We start from the raw sequence: 18520 nt of genomic DNA, 5'->3' as shown, positions 1-18520 counted from the left end.
GGGACCGCAAGGTTCCCGGCTTAAGTGCGGAGGCAGAGCCCCGGTGGTTCTGTCTTTGGCGTTGGCGCGCTCTGCAAAAGAGGGGGATGCCGTGGTTCCGCGTGGCGCAATCCATCAAGCAACCGGATCAGATCCCCCGTCCCATGCGCCGCGCTCAACGACACCCGCAACCGCGCCGTCCCCTTGGGCACGGTGGGCGGACGAATCGCCATGGCCAGAATCCCATGTTCGACTTCCAACCGCCGACTCGCCTCCAGCGCCACCCCACTCTCCCCGAGAAGCACCGGAATGATCTGACTGGCGGAACGTCCGGTGTCCAGACCCAACCCCTGCAACTCCCGCCGCAACCAGGCTGCCCGTTCGAGCAACGCTTGCCGGGTCTCATCCAAGGTGGGCAGCAGCTCCAACGCCGCGTCCATGGCCCCGAGCACCGCCGGCGGCAAGGCGGTCGAGTAGATCAAGCCCGCGCAGCGCTGCACCAGATAATCCCGCAACGCCGGAGAGCAGGCCACATAGGCCCCGAACCCTCCCAACCCCTTGCTGAAGGTCCCCATCACCAGCTCGACCGCGCCCGGATGCGCGGCGGCCAGACCGAACCCGCCCGGACCGAACACCCCGGTGGCATGCGCCTCGTCGAGAAACAGAAAGGCCCCGAAACGGTCCTTCAACGCGATCAGGCCGGGCAGATCCACCGGATCCCCATCCATGCTGAACAGGCTTTCGGTGACGATGAACCGCGGACCCGGATGCCGGGCCTGTTTGTCAAGCAGTTCTTCCAGATGGTTCAGGTCGTTGTGACGGTAACGGATCTGCCGGACCCCGGCGGCCAGACAGCCGTGATGGAGACTGGCATGGTTGAGCCGATCGCAGAAGACCAGGGGCTCGCCACCCAGCACCTGCCGGTCGAGGAGCGCGGCCAGCAGCGTGGCATTGGCCTGGAAGCCGGCATTGAAGACCAGGGCCGCGCCACTCCCCTTTCCTGCCGCCAGACGCGCCTCGACCTGTTCGAAGGGCTCCAGATTGCCGCACACCAGCCGCGAGGCCGAAGCCGAACAGCCCCAACGGGCGGTCCAGTCCCGGGCTCGTTCGATGAGGAGCGGATGGTCGGCCAGGCCCATGTAGTTGTTGGAGGAGAAGTTGATCAGCCGTTGTCCCGCCTTGTCGATCCGCCCGCCGGATGCCGGCAGCATCGGCACCAGCCGACGGGTCTGCCCGGCGCGCGCGCATTGGGCAAGAAAGGCGGCATAGGCACGCGCGGGCATGGAGGTCACTCCCGCGCATCCGGCATGGGGATCCAGCGCCGGTTGATGTAGGCTTCCAGGGGTTGATAGCGCGACTTGTAGCGCATTTTTGGACAATCGTCGATCCAGTAGCCGAGATAAACCCAGTCGAGCCCCAACTGCCGGGCCAGCTCCACCTCCCACAGGATCGCCAGGGTGCCGAGTCCGCGGGGATGCTCCTGGGGGTCGAAAAAGGTGTAGACCGCCGAAAGGCTGGTGTTGGTCACATCATAGACCGCGGTGAGTACCAGCCGTCTTTGCACGCGGAAATCGGCGAAGCGGACCGCGCACCAGTCGGAGTGCAGAAACTCCATGAACTCCTCGAGTTCCGGATCGGCCATGGGACCATCGCCGTGCCGGCTGTTGATGTAGCGGCGATAGAGGGCGAAATGTTCGTCGGAGAAGACCGGTCGGCCCGACTGCACCACCAGATCGCGATTGCGCCGGATCACCCGTCGCATCGAGGATGTGGTCACGAACTCCCGTGCGCGGACCCGCACCGGCACGCAGGCGTCGCACTCCCGGCACCAGGGACGGTAAACCAGATTGCCGCTGCGCCGGAAGCCGGTGGCGAGCAGAAAATCGTAGCGCTCCATCTCCATGGGGAATTCCGGGTTCACATACAGAGTGCTGGCCACCGGCCCGGTCAGATACCCGCATGCATGAGGCGGACTCAGGATCAGCTCCAACGGTCGATGGCCGTTTTCGATGGGGAGGGGTTCGGTCATGCAACACCACCTTGCAATCCGTTGGGAAAGAACGCACCATGTTTTTTCTTGCCGTGTGGAACGCCCTTGCGGAAACAACACGGTCGGGGGGTCAGGGGTTCTGCCCCCATCATGCAGGTTTCTTCACGGGAGTTGCAAGCATGTTCAAGGGGACCACCATCCTTTCGGTCCGACGCGGCGCGAGCGTGGTGATGGCCGGTGATGGCCAGGTGACGCTCGGCGCGACGGTGATCAAGGCCAATGCCCGCAAGGTGCGCTTTTTGAAAGAGAGCCGCGCCCTGGCCGGATTCGCCGGTTCCACCGCCGATGCCTTCACCCTGTTCGAACGGTTCGAGGCCAAGCTGGTCAAGCACGGCGGCATTCTGACCCGCGCCGCCGTGGAGCTGGCCAAGGATTGGCGCACCGATCGGATGTTGCGACGGCTGGAGGCGATGCTGGCCGTGGCCGATGCCACCCACAGTCTGTTGATCTCCGGCACCGGGGATGTCCTGGAACCGGAAGAGGGGATCCTGGCCATTGGTTCGGGTTCTCCTTACGCGCTCTCTGCGGCGCGGGCGCTGTTGCGTCACACCGAGCTGCCCCCGCGCGAAATCGTGGAACGGGCCATGGGCATCGCGGCTGAAATCTGTGTGTATACCAATTCCAATCTCATCCTTGAAGAGCTGTAAATGTCCGAGTTCACGCCGCGCGAGATCGTCTCCGAACTGGATCGCTTCATCATTGGCCAAAACGACGCCAAACGGGCCGTGGCCATCGCCCTGCGCAACCGCTGGCGACGGCAAAGGCTCGATCCGGCCCTGCGCGAGGAGGTCTATCCCAAAAACATCCTCATGATCGGTCCCACCGGCGTGGGCAAAACCGAAATCGCCCGACGCCTGGCCAAACTCTCCGATGCCCCGTTCCTGAAAGTCGAGGCCACCAAATTCACCGAGGTCGGCTATGTGGGTCGGGATGTGGAGTCGATCATCCGCGATCTGACCGACATGGCGGTCAAGATGGCGCTGGAGCGTTCCAAGCAAGAGGTGCGCCGACAGGCCGAGGAGGCCGCCGAGGATCGGGTGCTCGATGGCCTGCTTCCGGGTTCGAACGTCTCCTATGGCACGGTGGAGAGCGTATCCGCCCTGCCGGGGGATTCGGGCACCCGCCAGAAGTTCCGCAAGATGCTGCGCGAAGGCAAGCTCGATGACCGGGAGATCGAGATCGATCTGCGCGAGCCGCGCAACGGTCCCACCCTGGAGGTGTTCACCCCACAAGGCATGGAGGGGATCAACATCTCCGAAATGCTCGGCTCGGTCTTCGGCGGCGCCCGTCCGACGCGCCGCAAGGCGACCGTGAAGGAGGCCCTCAAGCTCCTCATCGACGAGGAGGCCGGCAAGCTGGTGGATCGGGAGAAGTCCAAGCGCGCCGCGCTGGAGCGGGTCGAACAGGCGGGCATCGTCTTCATCGACGAGCTGGACAAAGTGTGCGCGCGCAACGGTGAGTTCCGCGGCGGCGCGGATGTCTCCCGCGAGGGGGTGCAACGGGATCTCCTTCCCCTCGTCGAGGGGACCACGGTGAGCACCAAGCATGGCATGGTCAAGACCGATCACATTCTTTTCATCGCCTCGGGCGCGTTTCAGCTCGCCAAGCCGTCGGATCTGCTTCCGGAGTTGCAGGGGCGTCTGCCGATCCGGGTGGAGTTGAAGAGTCTCGGGGTGGAGGAGTTTCTGCGCATTCTCACCGAGCCGGAAAACGCCCTGACCCGGCAGTATGCGGCGTTGCTGGCCACCGAGGAGGTGACGCTGGAGTTTGCCGAGGATGGCATTCGCGCCCTGGCCGAAATCGCCGCCAAGGTCAACGAGACCACCGAGAACATCGGCGCGCGGCGTTTGCACACGGTGATGGAGAAGCTGCTGGATGAGCTCTCCTTCACCGCGCCGGACCGACGCGGGGAGAGGTTGGTGATCGATGGCGCGTTCGTGCGCGGTCAGTTGCAGGATCTCTCCGAAAACGAGGATCTGTCGCGGTATATTCTGTGAGGTGGAATCGTTCGGATGTCGTTGTGATGTCAACGATTTCAAGTCCCTTGCATGATGGGGGGTGAGAGGGGGTCTCCCCCCGTCATGCAAGGGACGCGCGCTCTTCAAAAAAAAACGATTTTTCGCAAAGGGTGTGCAGCCCCTGTAACGCTGAATCGTGCCCTTTCCCAGGAGGATCGCCATGCTTCTACCCTTCATCAAATGCCACGGATCCGGCAACGATTTCCTGCTCATCGACGAGATGACCACCCCCCTGGAGGTGTCCGAGACGACCCGGAGCCGCCTGGTCGCGGCCCTGTGCCGCCGGAACGGGGGAATCGGCGCGGATGGGGTGCTGTTTCATCAACCTGCCCACGGCGCGGACGCCCGCATGCGCATCTTCAACGCCGACGGCTCGGAGGCGCGCATGTGCGGCAACGGCATCCGCTGCCTGGGCCGTTTCACCCTCGAGTTGACCGGTCGCGACACCGTGACGGTGGCGGTGATGCAAGGGGTGTTGCGGATTCGGCGCATGCCTGATTTCTTTCCCGGCGTCACGGCCTGCGAAACCGAAATCGGACCGATCTCCCTTCATCCAACCACCCTGCCCATGGTCTGGGACGGACCGCAGGTGGTGGGCGAGATCCTGCCGTCGCTCTCGACCCATCTGCGCTTCACCGCCCTTTCGGCCCCCAATCCCCACATCAGCGCGCCGGTCGAGACGGTCGATCGGGATGACCTGATCCGCGTCGGACGTCTGGCCAACGGCGCCCATCCCCTGTTCCCGGATGGGGTGAACGTCAGCCTGCGCCGCGTCACCGGAGAAGAGAGCCTCTTCGTGGCCACCTACGAGCGCGGCGTGGGATGGACCCACTCCTGCGGCACCGCCATGACCGCCTCCACCTTTGCCGCCTGTCTGGACGGAGCCTTCCCCTTCGGTCGTCCCATCCGGGTGTTCAATGCCGGCGGACAGGTGATCTGCACCGCCCTGCGCGCCACCGAAGGCGAAAACCACGCCGGCCTTTTGGCTGGCAATGCCACCTTCGAGTGGGATGGCAAGGTGGAGATCGACCCCACCGATGAAAACAATCCTCTGCGACATGTTCGACGCGTCCGCGATCGCGACGATGAAATCCGCGCCTACGAACGGTTCAAGGCGGCGTGCGACGCGGGGTGATCGCAACGACGAGATCCCTTGCCCGCGAGGGGTTCATCGCTGATGCGTAAAAATGCGCAAAAGACCAAAGAAGCGTATCCCAGCAGGGGCCATGGGTCTCGGGACCCCGTCCAATGCAGGGGTCCTGCATGGTTGCCAAATGTTCATGAATAACGCTCGACTCTGACCCGATTGTTCCTGCGCCCCCTTCTTCACAACCCGCTTTACCGTGGAACTCCCGAAGGGAGGTCCACGGTAACATGCAAGTCAGTTTCTCGAAGATTGCCCTCAACACACGCCCGGTCAGGTCACCGGCCCAAAAATCCCGCTGTTTTCCGAAATACCCGGCTTCCAATCCGCCAGAATTCCTCCGTTTTTCACCTGCATCGGCCCTGGCTTCGGATCGATTCTCACGATCCATGCCCTCTCCCCGAATGAAAGATCCGGTTCTTTGTCAGGATTTGTCCCGTGATTGCCAACTGGATTGATGTGCGTATGATAATACTATCAAAAGTTTCAATAATTGTATGAGTGAATGCAATATAATATGATCATATATGATTTATAATCATTTGTGAAGTCCATTTTTAACATCTTTTTTCTTGACAAACCGAAAGAATGAACCGAGTATTCATGATATCGCGTCTTCAAAAACCAAGTCGCTCAACCAGGAGGAGAGCATGGGGAGCCAGAATCGTTCCAAATCCGTGGATGCCATCGTCATCAAGGATCTGCGCGATGCCAATCGCGTCCTGGGCGAAATCGCCCAACTGCAACGCAGCCTCGATGCCATCGAAATGGACAGACAAGAGAGCATCGCACGGATCAAACGCTCCTCCGAGGCCTTTGCCGCCCCACGCCGCGCCCGTCTGGAGGCGTTGGTGGCGGGATTGTCCCTGTTCGCGCTCGAAAACAAAGCGATCCTGTTCGCCAAAAGGCGTGGGCTCGATCTGACATTCGGCGCATTGGGCTTCCGTCGCGTCCGGGCACTGCGTCCACCGGTACGAGGGGGTTGGGCGGGGGTCTTGCAAAAAATCAAGGAGCTTGGCGCAACCGAAGCGATCCGCGTGCGCGAGGATGTCAATCGCGCCGTTCTGCGCGGCTGGTCGGTGAGAAGATTGGCCCAATTGGGGATCGAGAGCGTGCGGTCCGATCTCTTTTGGTATGATGTGAAGTGGGACAACATGAGTCAGAATGTGATGCCCACCACGGACCATTCTGAAACTACGCAAAGCGGGGAGGTGTCATGATGGAAAGTTTGGAGCTGATTTTGAAAGAGGATCTGCCCGGTTCACTCGAGGAGATCGCCGAGGTGATCGGGCGGGAAGGGGCCTTGCAGTTGGTCCATGCCTGCGGAGGGACACGCATTTTCGTGCCGCGCAAGCTGCGGGTTCAACACAAGTTGGTGACGCTGCTGGGCTTTGAACAGGCCCGCAAGTTGTCGAGCCATTTCGGAGGCGAAACCCTCACCGTGGTACGCGCCGCGGAGTTGCTGCGCCGACGCCGCAACCGGGAGATCATCCGCCGCTACGACGCGGGGGACGGTGTACGTCAATTGGCGCGGGAGAATGCCCTTACCGAGCGTCAAATCTACGCGATTCTCTCAACGTCCATGTGATGACAGGAGCCGTCGGATCGGCTGTCGATGGGGCCCGAAACGCACGGGATGGGGAGGATTTTCACCTCTCGGGGGACTTTCTTGCGCGAGTGCCTCAGCAAAAAAGGATCGACGCGGGCGCGTCGATCCTTTTTTTGAACGACCACAAAGCAAACGGATTCTATAGCACTTTTTTCAAGGACTGATCGATCCGCTTGGACATCGAAGAGATTTCGCTGATGACCCGATCGATGTCGCCCGCCAGATCGCGGGCCACGCGGGCCGTGCTTTTGACCTCGCCGGCCACCACCGCGAACCCCTTGCCGAACTCACCGGCACGGGAGGCCTGGATGCCGGCGTTGATAGCCAACACCTCGAGTTCGTTGGAAATTTTCTCGATGCCGTGCAGAGTTTTGGAAACGTCGCGGGTATTGCGATCGATCTCCTGGCGAACGCTGGCCAGATCGGTGAAGACCTGGTGATTGGCCTGACCGCGCTGTTCGCTGAAGATCTTGTAGAGCATCAGGATCAGGGATACGTCGATGACGCCATCCTTGCCGACCGCCTCGACAACCATGCGATAGACATCCGGCGAGCCGCTGCAATCGACGATCAGATCGGTTTTGAAGTTCTTGAGCGCGACTTCGGGTTTGGAAACGGTCTTGATGCCCAGTTTCTTGGCCATGGCCAAACCGGGAGCTGCGGAGTCGGGGTCGGCCACGAAGAGGATTTCCACGCTCTTGTTGTGCGAGAAGAGTTCCAAGACCTCGCAGCCTTCCTTGCCGGCACCGATGATGCCGATTTTCTTGCCATGTTCACTGGTTGCCATAGTCGTTCCACCCCGTGGTGCCGGATCACTGTGTGTTGCGGTCGATCTTGATGGAAAGCGCGATCACTAAACCCGAATGCAAGACAAAAGCCAAGATTCTTTATTTGTTCGGGGCGGGATGGCGCACGTCTGACCGATTATTTATCGTCCTTTGTCAGGATAGCACACGTTTGAATGCAAGGTCATGGAATTTGTTCAAAAAAGTCCGAGAATCTTCGCCGGGCGCGTACCATGTCCAGGCGGAACGGATTCACCTTGGCGAGAATACCGATTTTTCTTAGTCTCATCAATCAATTGACGCATTCAATCACAAGGGCTTCCATCAATCGACGAGGTGATCGACCAACATGGCCGGAGCGGAGCGGATCGAAGGGGCAAAGCGGAGTGGGCAACGGGCACAAGTACGCGCCGCCTTCCTGGAGAGTGGCGGCAATCTGGCGTTGGCAGCCAGACAACACGGGGTCGCGGAGAGCACCGCCCGTCGCTGGCGGCGGATGGATCAGCAAGAAGGGGTGCCCTGGGAGAGTCAACCGAATGGCACGCTCCTGGACCGTGCCGCCGGCTGTCTGGTCGGGAATCGACGCGAGCGGATGGTAAGCGCCATGCTGGAGGAGTATCTGGAACTCCACAAGGAGGCGGTGGCCGCGGTGAAAAACGGGGAGGTCAAGCCCCTGGATCGGGTGGATGCCCTTTCGAAGTTGTCCCAGGCGCTGGATCGCACCTTGCGGGCCCTGGGCAAGGCCAGCCCCGAGTTGTCGCGGCTGGCGATCGCCAAGTGGGTTCTGGAGCGGCAAGCCGAGTTCGTCCGCAACCATCACCCCGACTGGCTGGAGATGTTCGTGGAGATCCTCGAACCGTTCGGCGAGGAGCTGGTCACCTGCATGACCGGAGGGGAGACCCTGCGTTCCGCCTCCTCCGAGGAGGGGTGATCTCCCTTGTGAGGATCGGTTGTTCGGCGACCTGTTTTTGGGGCAGGTTCGCGGGATCGTTTTGCCAACACCGCAAAACGATCCCGCAGCCAAGCATACGCACCGCGTTTTTTCGCAAAGGACTGCGAAACAACGCGTTACTTAGAAGGCCGCACCACAATCCACAATCAGAACCTCGCAGGCGCTGCTTCCGAACTTGAGCCGGGGACCTTCGGCCACCGGTCCCCCGCAACGGTTTTCAAACCCCGCAGATCACGGATCCCCATGCAACCGGCACACACCCCGTCCCGCGTCCTTGGCGGCATAGAGCGCCACGTCCGCGCACTTGAGCAACCCCTCGAGCTGCTCGGCGTGATCCGGAAAAATGGCGATCCCCACGCTCACCCCGATGGTGCAATCGTGACCATTGAGATGATAGGGCTTGGCCACCTCGCAAATCAGCCGCTCGCCCAGTTGACGGGCCACCTCCCCCTCCGCGCATTCGGGCAGCAGGGCGGCGAATTCGTCCCCACCCAGACGAAACACCACGTCCGACTCGCGCAACGCCTGCTTCAGACGACCGGCCACCGCCTTGAGCAGCAGATCGCCGACATCGTGACCCAACGTATCGTTGATCGGTTTGAAACGGTCCAGATCCAGATACATCACCGCCATGCGCCGCCGATAGCGCTGACAGACCGCCAGGGTCTTCTCCACCAGTTGCGAAAAAAGCCGACGATTGCCCAATCCGGTCAACGGATCGCGAATCGCCATGTCCTCGAAATGTTCCTTCTGGTGGTGCAGCTCGCCGATGTACGAGTAGATCGCCGTGGAAGCGGTTTCGAAGGCGTGGTCGAGGATCTGGATTTCGTTGCCTTTCCCCGACTTGGAGAGTTGCGGCGTGTCGATGCGCTCGTTGGAGCAGACCTCGACCAGGATCATCGCCTTGTCACGCAACCGGTTCAGCGGTTGCAGAATCAGGAAATGCATGGTCAAACCCAACAGCCCGATCATCAGGATGATGATCAGCGAGGACCACCCCAGACGCAGGGCATTGTCACGCAACGCCAGGCGAATCGCACTGAAATCAACCGGCAGGATCACACAGAAGGTACGACCGACGATGGACAACGGCGCGTAGAGCAGGCCGAGGTCGGACTCCGCGACCCGATCGGTCAAGGCCGCGCTCCCCTCCGGGCAGGCGCGGACCCGATCCGGATCGGGTATCGGCCAGATCGTGCCATCCAGCGTGCTCGCCAGAAAACCGTCCGGATGACCGATCGCCATGCCGGTGGATTTCGTCCCCTGCCCGCGCGCCAGATCCGGATGGATCCAACGTCCCAGCACCAGCAGACCGACCGCCTTGCGCTGCACGGTGATCGGCGCCAGAGAAACCATGGCCCAACGGGATTCGATCGCGATCGAGACCAGATGACCGCCGGTCTTGATCCCCTTGGAGACCGCCTCGGAAGGCAACGGCTTCTCCCCGACCAACCCCTCGGTGGCGAACAGACTCTTGCCGCTCACATCGAGCACGCTGATGAAATCCACCCCGCGGATCGTTTCGGACAAAAACAGCACCTTGCGCATCAGACGGTTAAAATCCTGATTGAAGGCCGTCACCGCCTCCTGCAACTCGCCGTCGCGCGACACGGCATTGGCCAACTGCGACAACACGCTCGCCTCGTGATCGATCAGAAACCCGATCTGCGCGGCGCGCGCCTCGTGCTCGATTTTGGCCTTGGTGTGCAGGGTTTCGTTCAGGAAGGGATAATTGATGAAATATCCGACCGACATGGTGGCCAATACGGTCAGAATCAGCAGACCGACAATGGGAATCAGCAGACTGCGACCGCGATATCTTCTGTGTTCCGACGCGCCGGTCGGCGTGGTATGGTCGTCCGTTGTTTCCATGTGCGCATGCCCCTCCCCATGGCCTGATTTTCTGGCGGGTAATCCCTCCTAAAATACGTTTTGCCAAATCAATAAGCAAGAGAAATGGACTCGCCATTCGCGAGATTCGCGACGTGGAATCATCATGTCAAGCATGCGCAACCCATGCAACCAGGATTTTGAACGGTGTGGTTTTTTCCCGCGGATCGCCCGAAGCGAACCCCACGGTTGGGGGGTACGGAGAAGTTTCCCCCATCCTGCACGGTTATCGCATACCCGCCTGTCGCGCGGATGCCGCCAACATCCACAACGCCCAAAGCGCGGCGGAGAAATCCCGTCCCCCGGCCAGATGGCGATCGATCATCCGTGTGACCGCCCCAGGTTCGAACCAGCCGGTGGCGGCGAGGGTTTTCACAAAAGCCGGATCCCGCAACCGACCCGCCAGCGGACCCCGCGTCCAGGCCGCGAGCGGCAGATTGAACCCCTGTTTGGGGCGCCAGAGGATCTCTTCGGGCAGCACGGGTTGCATGGCCTGTTTGAGCAGATATTTTCCAATTCCTTTATGTAGTTTCCAGTCCGGCGGCAGCCCGGCGAGCCACTCCACCAGCTGGTAATCGAGCAGCGGAGCGCGCACCTCCAGGCCATGGGCCATGCTGGCGCGATCCACCTTCACGAGCACCCGACCGGCCAGAAACCCCTTGAGATCCAGAGCCTGCAAGCGTGACAGGGGGTGTTCCGGCGCATCCGTCGCGTAGGCGCGCCAGATCTCGCGGGTTTCGAATCCCTGCAATTCGCGTCGGGCCCGATCGGTATAGAGACCCTGGCGGATCTCGATCGGCATGATCTCGACCGCTTGCAAGGCCGCGTCGATCCAATTCCCGCCGAGCGAGCGCAAGGTGTTGCGTGCCCGGAGCCAGCGCGGGGCCCGGTCGAGTTTCGGATACCAGCGCCCCGGCCAGCCGAACAGGATCCGCCTGAGCGTTTCCGGCACCGTTCCGCGCAGCCGCTCCTCGGCGAGCAGGGCGCGATGGCGGCTGTATCCGGCCAGATTCTCATCCCCGCCGTCGCCGGAAAGCACCACCTTGGCATGTTGTCGCGCCATGCCGCAGACCAGCCAGGTCGGCAGGGCCGACGGATCGCCGAACGGTTCGCCGTAGTGGCGTGCCAGGCTTTCGAGCAGATCGAACCGTTCCGGATCGGCCCGCTCCACATGATGGCGCAGACCGTGACGGGTGGCGACGAGGGCCGCATGGTGGCTCTCGTCGTGATCGCGATCGGCGAAGGAGACGGTGCAGGCTTCCGGGGGATCCGGGGTGTAACGGGCCATCAGGGCCGCGACCGCCGAGGAGTCCAGTCCACCGGACAGGAAGGTCGCCACCGGCACATCGGCGATCAGGTGGCTTTTGACCGCCGCGGCGAGTCGTTCGCGCAGCTCCCCGGCGGCGGCGTCCAGATCGCGCGGCGGCTGTTCGACCTCGAAGCGCGGTCGCCAGTAGCAGGATGGTTCCGCAACACGGGTACCCCCGCGCGGCACCCACAGATGGTGGGCTGGCGGGAGTTTATGAACATCGGGATGGATGGTGAGCGGATCCGGCACGTAGCCGAGGGCGCAGTAGCTCTCCAGCGCCTGGATCGACCAGGGTCGCGTCATCTCGTCTGCGGCCACGATCCCCCCCAGCTCCGAGGCGAATCCCAGCCAGCCATCGGCATGGCGCGTATAATAAAGGGGTTTCATGCCCAGCCGGTCGCGGGCCAAAAAGAGCCCGCGCGCCTTTTCATCCCAGATCGCGAAGGCGAACATGCCGCTCAAGCGCGACACGCACTCCCTTCCCCACGACTCCCAGGCGTGCAGGATCACCTCGGAGTCCGAGCGGGTCTTGAACCGGTGACCCAGATCGACCAGCTCCTGGCGCAACTCGAGAAAATTGTAAATCTCGCCATTGAACACCAGCCACGCCGTGCCATCCTCGTTGGAGATCGGCTGATCCCCGCCGGCCAGATCGATGATCGCCAGGCGTCGGTGGGCCAACCCCACACCCGGCGCGATCATCCGGCCCGCGCCGTCCGGTCCGCGATGACTCTGGGCGTCGTTCAGGCGTTCGAGGCGCGCCGGATCCGGACGCCGCGTCCCATTCAGATCAAACAGTCCGACGATACCACACATGGAACGACCATCTCCGGGTCCATTTGCGCGTCAGATGGGGAATCAACAGGTTCATCGGCATGCGCAGCCAGTGGGAACGGATATAGAGCAGCCAGGCGGCCACGGCGGTCCGGGGACCGGGGCCGCGCCGGTCCGGATGTTTTGGAAACATCACGCTCGGAATCAAATGGTTGCGCATGAAACGCGCAAGGGGTGGGGTTTTGCTCTTTTTCGCGAGTTCGCGGCGGGTCGTCTCCGGGACCGGGCTGTTGCACCAGCGCATGCAGCTCCACAGGGCGTGATCCAGGGGCCGGATCAGGTTGAGTCGTTCGGCCCGTTCCAGCAGCGACTCCCAGAAGCCGGGCTGATCCCCGAAGTGGCGCAGCATGCCATCCAGGTCGAGCAGATCCCGCAGGGCCATGCGTTGGAAAGCGCCATCATGAAACAGATGCACCGCGGCGTGCAGGAGCATGTCCGCCGGGGCCAGCGTCCAGATCCCCGGATGGCCAGCCACCTCCTGGGCGTTTTCGAGCAGGGGGGTCGAGTCGGTCACCAGTCGTCCGGTGCGCGGCAGGATGGCGTGATGGAGATCGAGTTCGCTCAACCGGTCGCGATGGCGCATGGGGGGGAGTTCGTGCATCCACTCCCGGTAGTAGCGTTGATCGTAATCATCCGGCAGTGCGGTCATCCAGCCCCAGGCTTTCAGGGTCTGTTCGGCCATGGGGAGGTCCTGGCGGGGAAGCAGCAGATCCACGTCACCGGTCAGGCGGCCTTCGGCGAACGGCAGGTTCCGCATGTGGTAGGCCGCCCCCTTGAGCAGGATCACCGGCAATCCGGTGCCGAAGAAGGCCCGTTGGATGCGTCCCACCTCCCAGCGGATCGACCGTTCCCGATCCAGGGCGACCATGCGCGCCCCTTCGAGGATGGATTGGATGCGGGGTGTCAGTTGATCGAGGCAGCGGGAGCGTTCCAGCCGTTTTTCGAGTGCGGCGAGAATCCCGCTGGTGCGTGCCAGGCGCAGGATGACCTCCTGGCGGGCGGGGGGCATGGCCGGGAGGGTGGTGGGGGTGAGCCAGGCGGTCAGGAGCCAGGTGGCCGGCGTGTCGGGAGGATGATGTGGCATGCCTGAGTCTGGAGAGCGTATGAGGAGTGTGGTGGTGGTGAATGAAACGGTGGCAGGGAACGGGGGTTGCGGTCCGATGCCACCGTCAAACCAACACCCGACTCTCCCCCTGCCCCTCCACCAACCGCTCCAAACAATCCACCGCTTCCCCAAGATCCCCAAAGGTCAATTCGAAAAACCGACACCGCCTCGTCATGCGCACCACCTCCCGAAACCCACGCTCCCCCATCATCTCATAATTGAACGAATGCCCGGCCAGACGCATGAAACCATGATCCTCACCCATGGCATCCAGACTCAGAGCCGCTCCACGCCGAAACCGGGGCGTCACCACCCACGCCGGACAGGCCAGCGACTCTTCATCCCGCACACTCTCCAGCGGCGGCTTCATGTGCGCCACACGCCCCTTGCGGGTCTTGGGAAACACCGGACCAATCACCGCCCCAGGCGCAAACTGACGCATCACATCAATCGACTCGTTCTTCAAGGCAATCGGTCGGGGAAGCGGCTGCATGAACCCGCGCTCCGGCTCCACCAATCCAAACTCGTCCGACAACAACCGCCAACCTCGCGCCACCAACGCCGCACTCAAGGTGCTCTTGCCCGATCCGGGCAGCGCGGGCAGAATCAAGGCCCGATCCCCACGCGCCACCACCCCGGCATGCAACATCAAATAACGGTTGGCTCGCAAGGCAATGCCAAAATTGAAACCCCATTCGAAGAACGGAAAAGCATGATCCAACGGAAAGGGCAACAACTCGGTGGGACCGTCCAGCTCAAAGAATACCCGTGGATGCCACCAACGCCGCAAGAAACGATCCTGACGCAGCTCGATGTGAAATTCGACCACCTCCCCACAATCCGACTCGCACAAGCGATGATCGGCATACAAAGTCTGAAAGGTCGCCAGGAACGACGCCGAACGGCTCCGCAACCGCACGAGAAACGGACCAACCCGCCAGATCAAACCGGACCCGCGCGCACGACGCATCAGCTCCGGCAAGGTCGGATCGCCAATCCTCATGCGTCCACGGGCTGAATCAGGCCAAGCAGGTCCAACTCGCGCAACAGACGCGGATAGGCCTGGGCAACCTCGGCATCGTCGGAATCGAGATCAAGACGGTCGAACAACTCGGCAAGCGTGGCCGGCGCCCCACGCAACGCCTCGAGCGTGGCGATGGCCAACGCATTGAGCACATGGGTGTCGTTGGAAGCGGTGTTGAAAAGAATGTGACTTTCGCCGAACCGCTCCAAAAGCCAGGGTTCGCCGTCGCGAGCCACCCAGCGCCCAGGGTTGGCCAAGGGGATGGTCATGGGTGTCCTGTGTCGGATGTCGATCCCGGTGTGTTGTGCAGGGAGGTCCAGCAGGAGTAGGTCATCACTTTGTAACCACCGCCCACCTCGCTTCTTCCATACGTTCCACCGACGCCTTCACTGGTTCCGTGAGGAAACCAACCTGAATCCGGATGATAGTAGACCAGACACATGTCATCGTCGTCGGTGGCCGGGGTGCCGGTACCCGGCTGCAAGGTGTAATTGGGGGCGTCGCCAGGATCGCTGTGTGCCGTCCTGTTGATGAAGCTGCTCCGTATGGCGCGCACTTTGTCATCGGCAGCCGTCTGACAGGGCTCGGTAATGGTGCTGGCATCGGGCATGTCGTTCAAACAGGCCTGATTGCTGCCGAAAAAGGCCGCGCGTCCGCTGCGTTGCAGGGTGAAGATCATCGGAACCGCCGTGCCGACGCCGATCAACCCCTTGAGCAGCCGCCGGCGTCGTGCGTCCTGGGGCGCGACGGAACGCGCCGTCGTCGCGTCGGACTGCGTGCCGTCGGGTTGCGGGATCGGTGGCGTTGCGTCGGAAGATGGGGTCATGCTCGATCTCTCCTGCCCTCGCGGACAGAGCTGTTCATGAATGCCGGGATCTTGGATCGGATTTTGGCAGGATAGCCATTCTCACGTCAAAAATCAAAAAGAGAATTGTCAAAATTCTTGATCTTTCGTAACCGAAACACCCAAAAACAGTGCCAGATAGGCGGCGATCATCCGCTCCTGGGAGAAACGGGCCGCCACCCGTTCCCGTCCGGCGGCGCCATGCATCGCACGGCGGGCCGGATCGAAGAGATACTCCCCGATCGCATCCGCCAGCGCGCAGGGATCGCTGCGGGGCACGAGCCGACCGGTTTGACCGTCCACCACCAGATCCCCCACCCCGCCGACGCGGGTGGCCACCACCGGCAGGGCGTGGGCCATGGCCTCGAGAATGGTGAGCGGGGTTCCCTCGGCCCGGGAAGGGAGCACGAACAGATCGAACCGCTCCCAGAATGGTGTGACATCGTTCTGCCAACCAGCCAGATGAACCGTATCCGCGAGGCGATACTCGGCGATGCGCGCCTCGATGGCCGGTCGTTCCGGTCCGTCGCCCACCAGGATCAGGCGCAGCGGAGTCTCCGGATAAGAGCGGCGCAACTGGAAAAAGGCCTCGATCAGGTTGAGCGGATCCTTGATGGGCCACTGACGACCGACATGACCGATGGTGAACGGTCGGTTCGGATCGGTGCCGGGGCGTGACCGGTTGGGAACCGGCGGGAGCCGAACGCCGTTGACGATCGGATGGATCTTCTCCGGCGGGATATGCACGGTGTGGAGCATCCAGTCGTGCAGGTCGCGGGAGACCGGCACGAAACCATCCACCCAGGGGATCAGAAAGCGTCGCAGCAGCAGATATTTGCGTCTGGTGCCATCCGGGTCGTGGCTGTCGCGGCCATGTTCGGCGTGGATGAACCGTTTGACTCCGGCCAGTCGGGTCGGGATGGCGGCCTCGAGGGTGGCCAGATTGCAGGCATGCACGAGATCGGGCTTGAGCTGTCGCAACAGTTTCCAGTAGCGCCACCAGACCGCCGGATCCTGACCGCGCTGCTTGCCCAGGGCATGAAAGGTGACGCGCGGATGGTGGAGTCGCTCTTTGAACGCGGTGATCTCGGTCAGGCTGATCACCGCGTGGTCGAACCGGTCGTGGGGCAGATGGTTGACCAGATCGGCCACGACCTTTTCCAGGCCGCCGATGTCGAGGCGATGGATCAGATGGGCGATCAACATGGGTGACGATTCAGACTCCCCGGTTTGTCGAGGTTTCAGGAGCAGACGTGCGGGGTCCAGATCCATGACGTCGCTTCCCGATCGCGCGACCGTTTCCCTTTTTTCGAACCCGTACCGCCTCAGTTCGGCAGGATGAAGATGATCTCGTCCGGATAGACCAGTCCCAGATCACGCCGGGCCACCCCCTCGACCGCGGAAGGATCTTTTTCCAGCAACCGGATCTCCTCCTTGAGTTCGTGAATGCGGTTTTCCACCTCGCCAACCTCGGCACGCACGGCCATCAACTCCTTCTCCGTATGCCGCCACCGGATCAGACCCTGCTCGCCGAACCACAACAGATACTGGGCCCAGGCATTGGCCACCAAAAGCGCCAGACCGATCAACACCCCCTTGGAAGTTCCCTCGTTCATGCCGTACACTCTCCCGGTTTTTTGCCCATTCCAATCTTGCCGATGGATCCTCGCCATGACCATGCAACCGGACTCACCCGCACCATCCACCCTGGCGGAACGGTTTTTGACCTTCGCCATCCAGGCCGAGGTGTTGCGGTTCGGCACCTTTCAAACCAAGGCCGGTCGTTCGAGCCCCTATTTCTTCAATGCCGGACTCTTTCACGATGGCGAACGGCTCTCCCGTCTGGGGAGTTTTTATGCCGACACGCTGGTCGCCTCCGGCTTGGGTTTCGACATGCTGTTCGGACCGGCCTACAAGGGGATTCCCCTGGCCGCGGCCACGACGATCGCCTTGAGCCGCGATCATGGGCTGAATCTCCCCTTTGCCTACAACCGCAAGGAGATCAAGGACCACGGCGAGGGAGGCAATCTGATCGGCGCGCCGCTCCGGGGCCGGGTCGTGGTGATCGATGACGTGATCAGCGCCGGCACCTCGATTCGCGAGTCGGTCGAATGGATCCAAAAGGCCGGGGCGACCCTGGCCGGGGTGGTGATCGCGCTGGACCGCCAGGAGCGCGGCACGGGAACCACCAGCGCCACCCAGGAGATCCAGGCCACCCACGACATACCGGTGATCGCCATCGCCCGGCTGGAGGATCTGATCGGATTGCTCGCCCGGGATGCGACGCAGGCCGGAAATCTGGAGGCCATCCAGGGGTATCGGGCGCTCTGGGGCGTGTGACCTGGCAGGTGGGGCGTGTGACCCGGCAGGTCCGGCCACAGTCGGGGGGGGTCCGGGATGGCGACGCGCGGACCCCCCGGAAACGTGGTGGAGAACAGCGCTTATCGACAACCGCGCAGCGCGGCCACGGCCTTGCCACTGCCCTTGAGAGGCACGACGTATTCGAAGGTTTTGGTGCCATTGGAGAAGCTGACACGCATTTCGCCACGTTTTTGGATCATGGCGAGCAGTTCCTGGGTATCTTCCAGGTATTGCCAGCGCCAGAAGCTGTCCTTGGCATCGGCATCGGGGACGAAGGGGATGCTGCGTGGTTTGCTGTTGTCGAAGGAGATCAGAACCTTGTCGCGGGCCAGACCGATCTTTTCGCGCTCGGTGAACAGTTCGCCGTAGTAGTCCTCGGAGGGGAACAGGGCCAGGATCGCCTGATGATCCTTTTCGTTCTTGGCGAGGAGGATCTCGAGTTTGCAGGTGCCTTCGACCTTGCGAACCGTGTAGCGTCCGCTCTTGTAGACCTCCTTGTAGGAGCTTTCCGCGCCCGGAACCGCCAAGACCAGCAAAGCCATCACCGTTGTCGCGAAAATTCGGGAAAACCGCATGCCATCGACCTCCTGTTGATTCTGCGTCGAGCCTGTCGGGA

The 18520-nt window shown here is 62.1% G+C and carries 19 protein-coding genes; 7 read left to right on the top strand and 12 right to left on the bottom strand.

The features are described from left to right. Positions 1-20: 20 nt before the first annotated feature. Entirely contained in the window at positions 21-1262 is a 1242-nt protein-coding gene (locus ACOY6C_RS00145; RefSeq protein WP_420903448.1) for an aminotransferase class I/II-fold pyridoxal phosphate-dependent enzyme, read from the bottom strand. Between the two features lie 5 nt (positions 1263-1267). Next, entirely contained in the window at positions 1268-2008 is a 741-nt protein-coding gene (locus ACOY6C_RS00140) for an arginyltransferase (protein ID WP_420903447.1), read from the bottom strand. A 140-nt stretch (positions 2009-2148) separates the two neighbouring features. On the opposite strand from ACOY6C_RS00140, the gene hslV reads away from it, so the two are divergent. The 5 genes from hslV to ACOY6C_RS00115 all read left to right on the top strand — a co-directional run bounded on the left by hslV (position 2149) and on the right by ACOY6C_RS00115 (position 6779). Continuing rightward, the gene (hslV, locus tag ACOY6C_RS00135; protein WP_420903446.1) at positions 2149-2676 is read left to right on the top strand and encodes an ATP-dependent protease subunit HslV; all 528 of its coding nucleotides are present in this window, start codon (positions 2149-2151) and stop codon (positions 2674-2676) included. After that, entirely contained in the window at positions 2677-4026 is a 1350-nt protein-coding gene (hslU, locus tag ACOY6C_RS00130) for an ATP-dependent protease ATPase subunit HslU (RefSeq protein ID WP_420903445.1), read from the top strand. It begins immediately after the preceding gene. 181 nt (positions 4027-4207) lie between these two features. Continuing rightward, positions 4208-5182, top strand: a complete 975-nt coding sequence (gene dapF / locus ACOY6C_RS00125) for a diaminopimelate epimerase (RefSeq protein WP_420903444.1) — start codon at positions 4208-4210, stop codon at positions 5180-5182. 659 nt (positions 5183-5841) lie between these two features. After that, positions 5842-6411: a host-nuclease inhibitor Gam family protein gene (locus ACOY6C_RS00120; protein WP_420903443.1), complete on the top strand. Its 570-nt coding sequence runs from the start codon at positions 5842-5844 to the stop codon at positions 6409-6411. After that, positions 6408-6779, top strand: a complete 372-nt coding sequence (locus ACOY6C_RS00115) for a Mor transcription activator family protein (protein WP_420903442.1) — start codon at positions 6408-6410, stop codon at positions 6777-6779. The genes ACOY6C_RS00120 and ACOY6C_RS00115 overlap by 4 nt, the downstream gene beginning before the upstream one ends. 160 nt (positions 6780-6939) lie before the next feature. Here the strand turns inward: ACOY6C_RS00115 and ACOY6C_RS00110 are convergent, their stop codons facing one another. Next, positions 6940-7587 (bottom strand): methyl-accepting chemotaxis protein, encoded by a 648-nt coding sequence (locus tag ACOY6C_RS00110; protein WP_420903441.1) that lies wholly within the window; start codon positions 7585-7587, stop codon positions 6940-6942. 347 nt (positions 7588-7934) lie between these two features. Between ACOY6C_RS00110 and ACOY6C_RS00105 the strand changes: the two genes are divergently transcribed. Continuing rightward, the gene (locus ACOY6C_RS00105) at positions 7935-8516 is read left to right on the top strand and encodes a DUF1804 family protein (protein WP_420903440.1); all 582 of its coding nucleotides are present in this window, start codon (positions 7935-7937) and stop codon (positions 8514-8516) included. A 252-nt stretch (positions 8517-8768) separates the two neighbouring features. Here ACOY6C_RS00105 and ACOY6C_RS00100 read toward each other — a convergent pair whose 3' ends face one another. The 8 genes from ACOY6C_RS00100 to ACOY6C_RS00065 all read right to left on the bottom strand — a co-directional run bounded on the left by ACOY6C_RS00100 (position 8769) and on the right by ACOY6C_RS00065 (position 17159). Beyond that, on the bottom strand, positions 8769-10409 hold the full coding sequence (locus tag ACOY6C_RS00100) for a diguanylate cyclase domain-containing protein (protein ID WP_420903439.1): 1641 nt from the start codon (positions 10407-10409) through the stop codon (positions 8769-8771). A 244-nt stretch (positions 10410-10653) separates the two neighbouring features. Beyond that, positions 10654-12552 carry an asparagine synthase (glutamine-hydrolyzing) gene (gene asnB / locus ACOY6C_RS00095; protein ID WP_420903438.1) on the bottom strand — a complete coding sequence of 633 codons (1899 nt, stop codon included), beginning with the start codon at positions 12550-12552 and terminating at the stop codon, positions 10654-10656. Continuing rightward, entirely contained in the window at positions 12527-13654 is a 1128-nt protein-coding gene (locus ACOY6C_RS00090) for a nucleotidyltransferase domain-containing protein (RefSeq protein WP_420903437.1), read from the bottom strand. Before ACOY6C_RS00090 ends, asnB begins: the two co-directional genes overlap by 26 nt. Positions 13655-13739: 85 nt before the next feature. After that, positions 13740-14678: an HprK-related kinase A gene (locus tag ACOY6C_RS00085; RefSeq protein WP_420903436.1), complete on the bottom strand. Its 939-nt coding sequence runs from the start codon at positions 14676-14678 to the stop codon at positions 13740-13742. Further along, complete coding sequence (locus ACOY6C_RS00080) at positions 14675-14968, bottom strand: HPr-rel-A system PqqD family peptide chaperone (protein WP_420903435.1); 294 nt, start codon at positions 14966-14968, stop codon at positions 14675-14677. Before ACOY6C_RS00080 ends, ACOY6C_RS00085 begins: the two co-directional genes overlap by 4 nt. Beyond that, complete coding sequence (locus tag ACOY6C_RS00075; protein WP_420903434.1) at positions 14965-15525, bottom strand: hypothetical protein; 561 nt, start codon at positions 15523-15525, stop codon at positions 14965-14967. The genes ACOY6C_RS00080 and ACOY6C_RS00075 overlap by 4 nt, the downstream gene beginning before the upstream one ends. 108 nt (positions 15526-15633) lie before the next feature. Next, positions 15634-16815 (bottom strand): TIGR03088 family PEP-CTERM/XrtA system glycosyltransferase, encoded by a 1182-nt coding sequence (locus ACOY6C_RS00070; protein WP_420903433.1) that lies wholly within the window; start codon positions 16813-16815, stop codon positions 15634-15636. A 53-nt stretch (positions 16816-16868) separates the two neighbouring features. Then, positions 16869-17159 (bottom strand): FtsB family cell division protein, encoded by a 291-nt coding sequence (locus ACOY6C_RS00065; RefSeq protein WP_420903432.1) that lies wholly within the window; start codon positions 17157-17159, stop codon positions 16869-16871. 55 nt (positions 17160-17214) lie between these two features. Here ACOY6C_RS00065 and pyrE point away from each other — a divergent pair, with 55 nt between their 5' ends. Then, the gene (gene pyrE, locus ACOY6C_RS00060; RefSeq protein WP_420903431.1) at positions 17215-17883 is read left to right on the top strand and encodes an orotate phosphoribosyltransferase; all 669 of its coding nucleotides are present in this window, start codon (positions 17215-17217) and stop codon (positions 17881-17883) included. Positions 17884-17984: 101 nt separating this feature from the next. On the opposite strand, the gene ACOY6C_RS00055 is transcribed toward pyrE, so the two are convergent. Further along, positions 17985-18479, bottom strand: a complete 495-nt coding sequence (locus tag ACOY6C_RS00055) for a hypothetical protein (protein WP_420903430.1) — start codon at positions 18477-18479, stop codon at positions 17985-17987. Positions 18480-18520 lie beyond the last annotated feature (41 nt).

It is taken from the genome of Candidatus Magnetaquiglobus chichijimensis (genome assembly GCF_045865675.1).
In the GTDB taxonomy this organism is placed as follows: domain Bacteria; phylum Pseudomonadota; class Magnetococcia; order Magnetococcales; family Magnetaquicoccaceae; genus Magnetaquiglobus; species Magnetaquiglobus chichijimensis.
The sequence above is the reverse complement of the archived record's forward strand: the minus strand, read 5'-3'. Positions and strand labels throughout refer to the sequence as shown.

Coding starts and splice junctions, on each gene's coding strand:
- ACOY6C_RS00140 (WP_420903447.1), bottom strand. CDS start 2,008: ATGACCGAACCCCTCCCCATCGAAAACGGCCATCGACCGTTGGAGCTG.
- ACOY6C_RS00065 (WP_420903432.1), bottom strand. CDS start 17,159: ATGAACGAGGGAACTTCCAAGGGGGTGTTGATCGGTCTGGCGCTTTTG.
- ACOY6C_RS00085 (WP_420903436.1), bottom strand. CDS start 14,678: ATGAGGATTGGCGATCCGACCTTGCCGGAGCTGATGCGTCGTGCGCGC.
- ACOY6C_RS00115 (WP_420903442.1), top strand. CDS start 6,408: ATGATGGAAAGTTTGGAGCTGATTTTGAAAGAGGATCTGCCCGGTTCA.
- asnB (WP_420903438.1), bottom strand. CDS start 12,552: ATGTGTGGTATCGTCGGACTGTTTGATCTGAATGGGACGCGGCGTCCG.
- ACOY6C_RS00080 (WP_420903435.1), bottom strand. CDS start 14,968: ATGACCATCCCCTTGGCCAACCCTGGGCGCTGGGTGGCTCGCGACGGC.
- ACOY6C_RS00090 (WP_420903437.1), bottom strand. CDS start 13,654: ATGCCACATCATCCTCCCGACACGCCGGCCACCTGGCTCCTGACCGCC.
- pyrE (WP_420903431.1), top strand. CDS start 17,215: ATGACCATGCAACCGGACTCACCCGCACCATCCACCCTGGCGGAACGG.
- ACOY6C_RS00120 (WP_420903443.1), top strand. CDS start 5,842: ATGGGGAGCCAGAATCGTTCCAAATCCGTGGATGCCATCGTCATCAAG.
- ACOY6C_RS00100 (WP_420903439.1), bottom strand. CDS start 10,409: ATGGAAACAACGGACGACCATACCACGCCGACCGGCGCGTCGGAACAC.
- ACOY6C_RS00145 (WP_420903448.1), bottom strand. CDS start 1,262: ATGCCCGCGCGTGCCTATGCCGCCTTTCTTGCCCAATGCGCGCGCGCC.
- ACOY6C_RS00105 (WP_420903440.1), top strand. CDS start 7,935: ATGGCCGGAGCGGAGCGGATCGAAGGGGCAAAGCGGAGTGGGCAACGG.
- ACOY6C_RS00055 (WP_420903430.1), bottom strand. CDS start 18,479: ATGCGGTTTTCCCGAATTTTCGCGACAACGGTGATGGCTTTGCTGGTC.
- ACOY6C_RS00070 (WP_420903433.1), bottom strand. CDS start 16,815: ATGGATCTGGACCCCGCACGTCTGCTCCTGAAACCTCGACAAACCGGG.
- hslV (WP_420903446.1), top strand. CDS start 2,149: ATGTTCAAGGGGACCACCATCCTTTCGGTCCGACGCGGCGCGAGCGTG.
- ACOY6C_RS00110 (WP_420903441.1), bottom strand. CDS start 7,587: ATGGCAACCAGTGAACATGGCAAGAAAATCGGCATCATCGGTGCCGGC.
- ACOY6C_RS00075 (WP_420903434.1), bottom strand. CDS start 15,525: ATGACCCCATCTTCCGACGCAACGCCACCGATCCCGCAACCCGACGGC.
- dapF (WP_420903444.1), top strand. CDS start 4,208: ATGCTTCTACCCTTCATCAAATGCCACGGATCCGGCAACGATTTCCTG.
- hslU (WP_420903445.1), top strand. CDS start 2,677: ATGTCCGAGTTCACGCCGCGCGAGATCGTCTCCGAACTGGATCGCTTC.